We start from the raw sequence: 8,945 nt of genomic DNA on the forward strand, positions 1-8,945 counted from the left end.
GACGGGCGGGCTGAAGTAGTCCAGTGCATAGCTGAGCTTGGTCCAGACGAGATGATCCAGTGGATAGACCTCCTCTGGCGTGAGTGCTGCATGCAGCAGATGGGCAATCTCGGTCCCGATGCGGAGATCGAACGAAATAATCGTGACCCCCAAGCTCAGCTCATCGATCAGCGCTGAGGTCCTTCGGCGCGTGCTGGCGTCCGATTGCTTGAAGACTTCCAGGAAGCAGCTGTCCGAGATGGGGCAGAACGCGCGGCCATCAGCCGCAGCTTCGCGGAGCGAGGCCAGCAGAGTGCTGTAGGGATGGGGTGTGGGACCGGCGGCCTGGGCGTCTCGGATACCGATCCAGAACTTGAGATCCAGATAGATGGCGCGTCGCCCCTTCAGGCTCGTAGCCAGTTCGATCTGCCTGTTCCGGCTGTGCCTTTCCAGATCGACTTCCGGGTGCGCCCGGTGCGCATCGATGGAGGCGCCGATTCCTGCAGGGGCTGATCGCATCGGTGCGCTACCGGCTGCCAGCGTACTGGTCATTGCTGTTCGCCGATGTGTAGGTGGCCGCCACCCTGACTACGGTTTGGGAGGATGCAGGCGCGTGTCGAGAACGAACGGTGCCTGCGAGTGCTGACGGTATCTGTCTTTGGCGACACTGGGCTCGATCACCAGGTTCCAACTGAACCGGGACACGGCGCTCGGGAGCAGGACAATGCCGTGCTGCGCGAGCAACTGGCTGCCGAAAGCTTGCTGGCCGGCACTGGGCGTGCCGGGGATCAGCCAAGCCGGGTTGGGCACGTCCTCTGGCTGCACGACGTGGATCGGTTCTTTCATGATCTCCGCGCAGGTGAGCATGTGAGGTTGGGTGTCCAACACCGGAAAACCTGCATGCACCGCAACCTCCAGGATCGCGGTGCTGGGGTCGATCGAACAGTACACGGCGCGCTGACCTTTGGCGTTCCAGCGGCCGCCCAACTTCTCTGCACCAATGCCGCTGTCCCAGGTGTTGGCGTAGTGCTCGCGGTCCAGGCGCCAGGCGAGCACAGGAACACCTGTGCCCAGCCGGGGGACGGGCATCATTGGGTGGTCGCGCGTCAAGCGTAGACCCCGTGCTCGATGCGGTCGAGCAGCTCTTCGACGAGTTGGGTGCCCACGGGCGTTGCCAGTAGATCGATGGGCTTTTGCTGGTCCAGGCCAATGGCGGGGGAGGTCAGCCATTGCACGGCGGTCTCCCGGCTTCCGAGTACCACGGTGGCCTTGGCGACCACTTCGGCGAACTTGAAGGTGCGCCCACCCTGCGCCACGCTTAGGGTGTCGCCTGGCGCCCCCTTCTTGCGATGCAGGGTGCGCAGGCTGACGCCCAGCGCTTCGCTCAAGGTGTGCGACGAGAGCGGTTCTACGGCGAGGGCCAAGTGGGTGATCGAGACGCTGGGAATGCCATGGGATACCCAGCGATGGACGTCCAGCAGGTTTTCGGGCGCATGGGAGAACACCTTGTGGCCACCCAGCAGTTCCAGCGCGATCACCAGATGCGTGCCGTTGGCGTCGATGAGCGCGCGATAGCGCTTCCTCAACTCAGCTGAGATGTGGGGCTGGGGATCGCCCGCCAATACCCAGGAGCCAGTCGTTACGTGGCGGCGGGCATGGGTTTCCTTGGTCGTCATGGAGGCACCTTTTCTGCCATTTGGCACTGATAGTGTGCCATAAGGCGAGAATTTGGGGTGCACTCTCGGGGAGTCAAGGGGGTAGCGCATGAGGGCCTTTCTTCAGAGCGCCAGCGTGGCCAGGGCGGTTTTCGCGTGTTCGCGGGTCAGGTGGCCGTAGTACAGCTCGATCATCCGCACGGAGGTGCCGGCGATCTGCGCCACGGTCAGGGTGTCCAAGCCGGTTTGCACCAGGTCAGTGATGGTGGAGTGGCGCAGGGTGTACATAGTGGTGCCAACAGGAAGGCCTGCGGCGATCACGGCGTCGCTGACCGGGTGTTTCCAGGCGTCTTTGTTCCATGCCTTGCCATCGGCGCGCCGGAAGATGGGTGCCGTTTCCGGCTGCCCCTTGCAGAGTTTCTCGAAGAACTTGGCGGTCGTCTTCGGCAGGGCGATACGCCGGCCCCGGCCGGCCTTGTCGTTGCCGATGGAGAGAGTCTGCAGACGTGGGTCGTAGCGGGCAACCTGCAACTGCGCGAGTGCCCCCGGTCGCAGCGGCACGACGGACATGCCACGGAGAAACAGAGCAAGGTCTGCTTGGGCGTGCGCGATCAGGGTGCGGCGCTGGTTGATGTTGAGGTACAACTCGCGCCGTCGGTCCACACCTTTCAAGGGCTTGAGCTTGCTGCGCCATGCGAAGTTGCTGGTGACGAAGCCATCCTCCAGGGCGAGGTTGAGCGCCGCGCGGAAGCAGGTCATGTCCCGGTTGAAAGAACTGTCCGAGCGCGGCTTGCCGTTCTTCTTGGGCTTGTCCTGCAAGGCCTTGCGCCACGCCGCGATGTGGCTGGGCGTCAGCTTGGCCAAGTCCATGGCGGCCAGCTTGGGGTCGTTAAGTACGTAGTTCTTGAAGCGCTGTTCCGCGTCATGTGCTGCTTTCTCGGAGCGCATGCGACGCTGGTGGGTCACGTAGTGGTCGCAGGCATCCTTGACCGTGGTGACGGTGGCCAGGCCGCCTCTTGAGATGTGCTCGAACCACTGCGTTGCTGCACGCGTTGCCAAGTCGTAGCGCTGATGGTCCGGCAGCAGAGAAAAGTCACCGAGGGCCTTGTATGTTTTCTTGCGTGTGCCGTCGTCGTAGAAGCGTGCGATCCAGGTGCCTGTGTTCTCCGACATCTTGCGATAGCCCACGTGGCGGCCCTTGCTGAGAGGCGCCCAGTATGGTTCGCGTCGAGGCGCGAGACGAGCGCGTTGAGCGACTTGGTGGATGTGTTGCATGGCCCATCTCCCGTTGCGTGACGGTCTTTGTGGAGTACGGAGACCGTGCGGAAATTGTACGGAAAAAATGGGTGGAAAGCGCCGGCTTTCTTTGGATGGAAAGTTGAAATTTGTTAATGAAATCAAGTCCTTAGAAATCCATGTAGGTCCTTGATTTTTGCGTTGACATGGTGGGGGTCGTTGGTTCGAGTCCAATCGCGCCTACCAAAAAATTCGATGGATCAAAGCCTGGCGCATGCCGGGTTTTTTTTCGCCTGTGCATCACACGCTGGGACACAGGCAGGGGCCTGCGGTGCGCGAGCCAGCGGACTGGGGCCGAATCTTCAGGGTAAACCCATGCTGGTCGGGCGTACCATGCTTTCTAGAATGGTGTGTATCCTTATCGCCTGGGTTGGGACATTTGATCCGCCCTCTACAGAAAGTTGTTTGTGCAAAAAAGCAAGGCCGAAACCAGCAGCGAAAATTCTGGTCATGTGCGGGTGATCAAGAAGTACCCCAATCGTCGGCTCTACGACACCGACACGTCGTCGTACATCACCTTGGCCGAGGTGAAATTGCTGGTGATGGACAACGAACCCTTTGTGGTGCGCGATGCCAAATCGAACGACGATCTGACCCGCAGCATTCTGTTGCAGATCATTCTGGAGGAAGAGTCGGCGGGCTCTCCCATCTTCACCGAACAGGTCTTGGCCAACATCATCCGTTTTTACGGCCATGCCATGCAGGACTTCATGGGCGCCTATCTAGAGAAAAATGTGCAGATCTTCATGGGCTTGCAGCAAAAGATGACCGAGCAGCCCAACGGTTTGAGCCCCGACGCCTGGAAACAGTTCATGAATGGGCAATCGCCCTTGATGCAGGGCATGATGGGCACGTATCTGGAGCAGTCCACCAGCGCGTTTACCCAGATGCAGGAACAAATGCAGAAAAACAGCGAGCAGATGCTGGCAGCCCTGGGCCTCAAACGTTGAGCCGTGTTTGGGTCGCCTGGCCGATTCGGCAGCGTGGAGCAAGCCGCTCTGAGACAATCGGGGCATGAATTCAACCATTGCCCCCAGCCCCGTAGCCACCGCCAGCCCCAAGGTGGGATTTGTGAGCCTGGGTTGCCCCAAAGCGCTGACCGACTCCGAACTGATCCTGACCCAGCTCAGTGCCGAAGGCTATGAGACGTCCAAGACCTTTGCCGGCGCCGATCTGGTGATCGTCAACACCTGCGGCTTCATCGACGACGCCGTGCGCGAAAGCCTGGACACCATCGGCGAGGCGCTGGCCGAGAACGGCAAAGTCATTGTCACTGGCTGCCTGGGTGCACGAACCGGTGAAGGTGGCGGCAACCTGGTGCAGCAAATGCACCCCAGTGTATTGGCCGTGACCGGCCCGCACGCCACCAACGAGGTGATGGACGCGGTGCACACGCACTTGCCCAAGCCGCACGATCCGTTCACCGATCTCGTGCCCTCACGTCCCAGCAATACCATCCCCGGTGTGGGCATCAAGCTCACGCCACGGCATTACGCCTATTTGAAGATCAGCGAAGGCTGCAACCACCGTTGCACGTTTTGCATCATTCCCTCCATGCGCGGGGATCTGGTGAGCCGTCCCATCGGCGATGTGCTCACCGAAGCGCGCAAACTGTTTGAGGGCGGCGTCAAGGAATTGCTGGTCGTCAGCCAGGACACGTCGGCCTATGGCGTCGACGTCAAATACCGGACCGGATTCTGGGACGGCAAACCGGTCAAGACCCGGATGCTGGATTTGGTGCGCTCGCTCGGCGAGATCGCCAAGCCCTTTGGCGCCTGGGTGCGGCTGCACTACGTGTACCCGTATCCGCACGTCGACGAAATCATTCCCCTGATGGCCGAGGGCCTGTGTCTGCCGTATCTGGACGTGCCCTTGCAGCACAGCCATCCCGATGTGTTGCGCCGCATGAAGCGGCCGGCCAGCGGCGAGCGCAACCTGGAACGCATCGCCCGCTGGCGAGAGCTGTGCCCGGAAATCGTGGTGCGCAGCACCTTCATTGCGGGTTTTCCCGGCGAGACCGATGCCGAGTTCCAGCACCTGCTCGATTTTCTGCGCGAAGCGCGCATCGACCGGGCCGGCTGCTTTGCCTTTTCGCCCGTGGCAGGTGCCGCCGCCAATGCCCTGGCCGACCCGGTGCCCGACGCATTGCGCGAAGAGCGGCGCGCGCAGTTCATGGCGGTGGCCGAGGCCGTGTCTGCAGAGAAACTGCGCCAGCGGGTGGGTGCCACCATGCAGGTGTTGGTGGACTCTGCCCCTGGCATGGGGAAAAAGGGCGGTGTGGGTCGCAGTTACGCCGACGCCCCCGAGATCGATGGCCTGGTGAGGCTGCTGCCCCCTGAAAAAATCAGCAAGACGCTGAAGGTGGGGGAGTTCACCAAGGCGCGCATCGTGGCCGCCGAGGGGCACGATTTGTTGGCGGTCCCGATTTGACCCAGGCCGACCGATCCCCGCTGGTGCCGGTTTGCGGCGAGCGGGGCGCGCGTCCCGTTTTGGTCGCTGGACTGGGGCAGTGCTTGCGCCCGTCTGCGAGCTTGGCGGAAACGGTGACCAGCCATGCTGAAACAACCACAAAAAAAGGCTTGCAAACATCGTGTTTGCAAGCCTTTATGATTGGTGCCCAAGAGAGGACTCGAACCTCCACGCCTCGCAGCGCTAGTACCTGAAACTAGTGCGTCTACCAATTCCGCCACCTGGGCATCTCAGGAAAACCGCAAGTATATCAGAGAAAAAGTGAACGAAAAAAACAGCCTGTTGGCAGAATTTGAAGGTGTCGTTTCCGGTCATCGCGACGGACACGGTTTTGTAATCCGCGACGATGGACAGGCCGATATTTACCTGCCGTCCAACGAAATGCGGGCAGTGTTGCACAAGGATCGCGTCAAGGCGCGCATCGTGCGCCAGGATCGAAAAGGGCGCCCTGAGGGGCGCGTGACGGAGATCGTCGAACGCTCCGATTCACCCATCATCGGGCGCTTGCTGCAAGAGAGCGGTGTCTGGCTGGTGGCACCCGAAGACAAGCGCTATGGCCAGGACGTGCTCGTGCCCAAGGGCGCAACCGGCGCCGCCAAGCCGGGCCAAGTTGTGGTGGTGGAGCTCACCGAGCCTCCTGCGCTGTACGGCCAACCGGTCGGACGCGTGAAAGAGGTCCTGGGCGAGATCGATGACCCGGGCATGGAGATCGAGATCGCGGTGCGCAAATACGGCGTGCCCCACGAGTTCTCGGATGCCGCCATGGCGCAGGCGCGTGGACTGCCCGACCATGTGCGCTCAGCCGACCACAAGAACCGGGTGGACTTGCGCGATGTGCCGCTGGTCACCATCGATGGCGAAGACGCCCGCGACTTTGACGATGCCGTCTATTGCGAACCCGCGAAGGTGGGGCGCGGCAAGGGTTGGCGCGTGCTGGTGGCGATCGCCGACGTGAGCCATTACGTGCAGACCGGTTCGGCGATCGATATCGACGCCTACGACCGCGCCACTTCGGTGTATTTTCCGCGTCGGGTGATCCCGATGCTGCCGGAGAAGCTCTCCAACGGGCTGTGCTCGCTCAACCCGGGTGTCGAACGCTTGTGCATGGTGTGCGACATGCTGGTGAACGCCAAGGGCGATGTGCACGCCTACCAGTTTTACCCGGCGGTGATGTTCAGCCACGCGCGTTTCACCTACACCGAGGTGGCGGCCATTTTGTCCAACACCCGTGGGCCAGAAGCGTCGCAGCGCAAGGCGCTGGTGCCTTACCTGCTGAACCTGCACGACGTGTACCGCGCCTTGCTGGAAGCGCGCAAGGTGCGCGGTGCGGTGGATTTTGAGACCACCGAAACCCAGATCGTCTGCGACGAGTCGGGGCGGATTGAAAAAATCGTGCCACGCACGCGCAACGATGCGCACAAGCTGATCGAGGAGGCGATGCTGGCCGCCAACGTGTGCTCGGCCGATTTCATTCTTCAAAGCAAGCACACCGGCCTGTACCGGGTGCACGAAGGACCGACGCCAGAGAAGCAGGAAATTCTGCGCAACTACTTGAAGGCCATGGGTGTGCCGCAAACCATCAGCGACAACCCGCAGCCGTCCGAGTTCCAGCACATTGCGCAAGCGACCAAAGACCGGCCCGAGGCGGCGCAAATCCACACCATGTTGTTGCGCTCCATGCAGCAGGCGATCTACACGCCGCTCAACAGCGGGCATTTTGGTCTGGCGTTCGAGGCGTACACCCATTTCACGAGCCCGATCCGGCGCTATCCCGATCTGCTGGTGCACCGGGTCATCAAGGCCATATTGACCCAGCAGCGCTACCAGTTGCCGGCCCTGCCCACACCGGGCGAAGCCCACGCCAAGCTGAGCAAGCGCCTGGCCAGCCGGGCCAAGCCACCCACCGAGCAACCGGCGAAAAAGCCATCGGCCGACACGCTGGCCTGGCAGGCCGCTGGTCTGCATTGCAGTGCCAACGAACGGCGTGCCGACGAGGCCAGCCGCGATGTGGAGGCCTGGCTCAAGTGCAAGTACATGCGCGAGCATCTGGGCGAGGAGTTCAGCGGCGTGGTCAGTTCGGTCACCAGCTTTGGCTTGTTCGTGACGCTGGACGCCATGTATGTCGAAGGCCTGGTGCACATCACCGAATTGGGTGGCGAATATTTCCGTTTTGACGAGGTGCGGCAGGAGCTGCGTGGCGAGCGTACCGGTATCCGGTACGCGTTGGGCTCGCGGGTGCAGGTGCAGGTCAGCCGGGTCGACCTGGATGGACGGCGGATCGACTTCCGACTGGTGAACGCGGACGAAGACATTTTGCTGCGCGCGATGCGCGACAAAACCGGCAATGCGCGGGACAATCCCGACGCCGAACCGCGCAAAGGCCGCAGCAGTCAGGCCAAGCGTGGCCGTCAGAGCGATGAGCAACCGAAAGTCCGGTCGGATCGCGCGGCCTTGCCCCGGTCGACCGACCCAGCGGGCGCGAAACCGCCCGCAGGTAAAAAGACAGGGCGCGGCAATTCGCGTGGTCCGTCGGCCAAGGCACGCAAATCGCGTAGGTGATTTCGGCAGAGACGGGGCTGTGCGCAGTGCTCCGGTGTTGCGGCCGTCGTATCGAACAGGTCTGCCTAGGTTGGCGGCTCGTTCGGTACCGATCGACGGTCACGTCAAGGTTTTTCGTGCTTGGGCATTGAAGGGTGATGGGGTATGCGCATTGTTTTTTTCCTACTGGACACGCTGTTTTTCTTTCTGGTGGCGGCGGCCTTGCTGCGCGCCTGGATGAACCAGCAGCGCATCCACATGTCCGGCCAACCGGGTCGCCTGGCGATTGCCTTGACCGACTGGCTGGTGGCTCCCGTGCGGCGGGTATTGCCGCGCAGCATGGTGCAAAGCAAGGTGGACTGGGGCAGTCTGATGACGGCGTTGTTGCTGGCTCTGGCTTATGCCGGTCTGTGGCTCATGCTGGCGTCGGCCCTGACACCGGTCTCGACCTCATCTGCCGCGTTGATGCTGGGCATTCCCACGCTGGCCTTGCGCCTGATTCTGCGCACGGTGCTGCAGGGTTTGATGATTCTCTTGCTGGGCTACGCCATCCTGTCCTGGGTGCAGCCGCAGTCGCCCGTGATGGCCACGCTGGACCGCTTGTGCGCGCCGATTCTGCGCCCGGTACGCCGTCTGGTGCCCATGATCGGGGGCGTCGACTTGTCGGTGCTGGTGCTGGTGATTCTGCTGCAGGTGGGGCTGATGCTGCTCGGCTGATTCCGGCGCTACGCCAGCGGGTATTACCCGCCCGCCAGCAGCTGGCTGGCCGTCAAATTGGGGCGGTATTCACCGGTTGCGCGCTGCTGGGCCCACCGGTCCGCTAGCGCGCCGTGGTGATGGACCGCTGAGGCCACACGGTCGTGCGCCGTGGATGGCGTGAAATCGGGTGCGGCCCACGCGGCGGCGATCATGCCGGCCAGCACATCGCCGGTGCCCGCTGTGGCCAGGGCCGCGTTGCCCGTGGGGTTGATGAGCGGCAAGCGCCCCGGCGCGGCGATCACCGTGCCC

Annotated in this window: 8 protein-coding genes, 1 tRNA gene and 1 pseudogene; 4 read left to right on the top strand and 6 right to left on the bottom strand. The window is 62.3% G+C overall.

The window, feature by feature from the left end:
• From ABYB95_RS11455 to ABYB95_RS11470, 4 genes and pseudogenes are all read right to left on the bottom strand, one after another.
• Positions 1-531, bottom strand: a pseudogene (locus ABYB95_RS11455) (hypothetical protein); the annotation flags it as partial.
• 36 nt (positions 532-567) lie between these two features.
• Positions 568-1,089: an RES family NAD+ phosphorylase gene (locus ABYB95_RS11460; protein ID WP_372658655.1), complete on the bottom strand. Its 522-nt coding sequence runs from the start codon at positions 1,087-1,089 to the stop codon at positions 568-570.
• Positions 1,086-1,655 carry an antitoxin Xre/MbcA/ParS toxin-binding domain-containing protein gene (locus ABYB95_RS11465; RefSeq protein ID WP_372658656.1) on the bottom strand — a complete coding sequence of 190 codons (570 nt, stop codon included), beginning with the start codon at positions 1,653-1,655 and terminating at the stop codon, positions 1,086-1,088. Before ABYB95_RS11465 ends, ABYB95_RS11460 begins: the two co-directional genes overlap by 4 nt.
• Positions 1,656-1,757: 102 nt before the next feature.
• Positions 1,758-2,909 (bottom strand): tyrosine-type recombinase/integrase, encoded by a 1,152-nt coding sequence (locus ABYB95_RS11470; RefSeq protein ID WP_372658657.1) that lies wholly within the window; start codon positions 2,907-2,909, stop codon positions 1,758-1,760.
• Positions 2,910-3,337: 428 nt separating this feature from the next.
• Here ABYB95_RS11470 and phaR point away from each other — a divergent pair, with 428 nt between their 5' ends.
• On the top strand, positions 3,338-3,880 hold the full coding sequence (phaR, locus tag ABYB95_RS11475) for a polyhydroxyalkanoate synthesis repressor PhaR (protein ID WP_372658659.1): 543 nt from the start codon (positions 3,338-3,340) through the stop codon (positions 3,878-3,880).
• Between the two features lie 64 nt (positions 3,881-3,944).
• On the top strand, positions 3,945-5,360 hold the full coding sequence (gene rimO / locus ABYB95_RS11480) for a 30S ribosomal protein S12 methylthiotransferase RimO (protein ID WP_372658660.1): 1,416 nt from the start codon (positions 3,945-3,947) through the stop codon (positions 5,358-5,360).
• Positions 5,361-5,541: 181 nt separating this feature from the next.
• Here the strand turns inward: rimO and ABYB95_RS11485 are convergent.
• Positions 5,542-5,626, bottom strand: a tRNA-Leu gene (locus ABYB95_RS11485).
• Positions 5,627-5,660: 34 nt separating this feature from the next.
• Between ABYB95_RS11485 and rnr the strand changes: the two genes are divergently transcribed.
• The gene (gene rnr / locus ABYB95_RS11490) at positions 5,661-7,958 is read left to right on the top strand and encodes a ribonuclease R (RefSeq protein ID WP_372658661.1); all 2,298 of its coding nucleotides are present in this window, start codon (positions 5,661-5,663) and stop codon (positions 7,956-7,958) included.
• 144 nt (positions 7,959-8,102) lie between these two features.
• Complete coding sequence (locus ABYB95_RS11495) at positions 8,103-8,654, top strand: YggT family protein (protein ID WP_372658662.1); 552 nt, start codon at positions 8,103-8,105, stop codon at positions 8,652-8,654.
• 23 nt (positions 8,655-8,677) lie between these two features.
• Here ABYB95_RS11495 and ABYB95_RS11500 read toward each other — a convergent pair.
• Positions 8,678-8,945 (bottom strand): NAD(P)H-hydrate dehydratase (locus ABYB95_RS11500; protein WP_372658663.1); only part of this gene is annotated, 268 nt, incomplete at its 5' end.

It is taken from the genome of Hydrogenophaga sp., from assembly GCF_041633695.1.
In the GTDB taxonomy this organism is placed as follows: Bacteria; Pseudomonadota; Gammaproteobacteria; order Burkholderiales; family Burkholderiaceae_C; genus Hydrogenophaga.

Bases quoted from the DNA above. Each gene is read 5' to 3' on its own strand.
- ABYB95_RS11495 (WP_372658662.1), top strand. From the start codon at position 8,103: ATGCGCATTGTTTTTTTCCTACTGGACACGCTGTTTTTCTTTCTGGTG.
- ABYB95_RS11470 (WP_372658657.1), bottom strand. From the start codon at position 2,909: ATGCAACACATCCACCAAGTCGCTCAACGCGCTCGTCTCGCGCCTCGA.
- ABYB95_RS11465 (WP_372658656.1), bottom strand. From the start codon at position 1,655: ATGACGACCAAGGAAACCCATGCCCGCCGCCACGTAACGACTGGCTCC.
- rimO (WP_372658660.1), top strand. From the start codon at position 3,945: ATGAATTCAACCATTGCCCCCAGCCCCGTAGCCACCGCCAGCCCCAAG.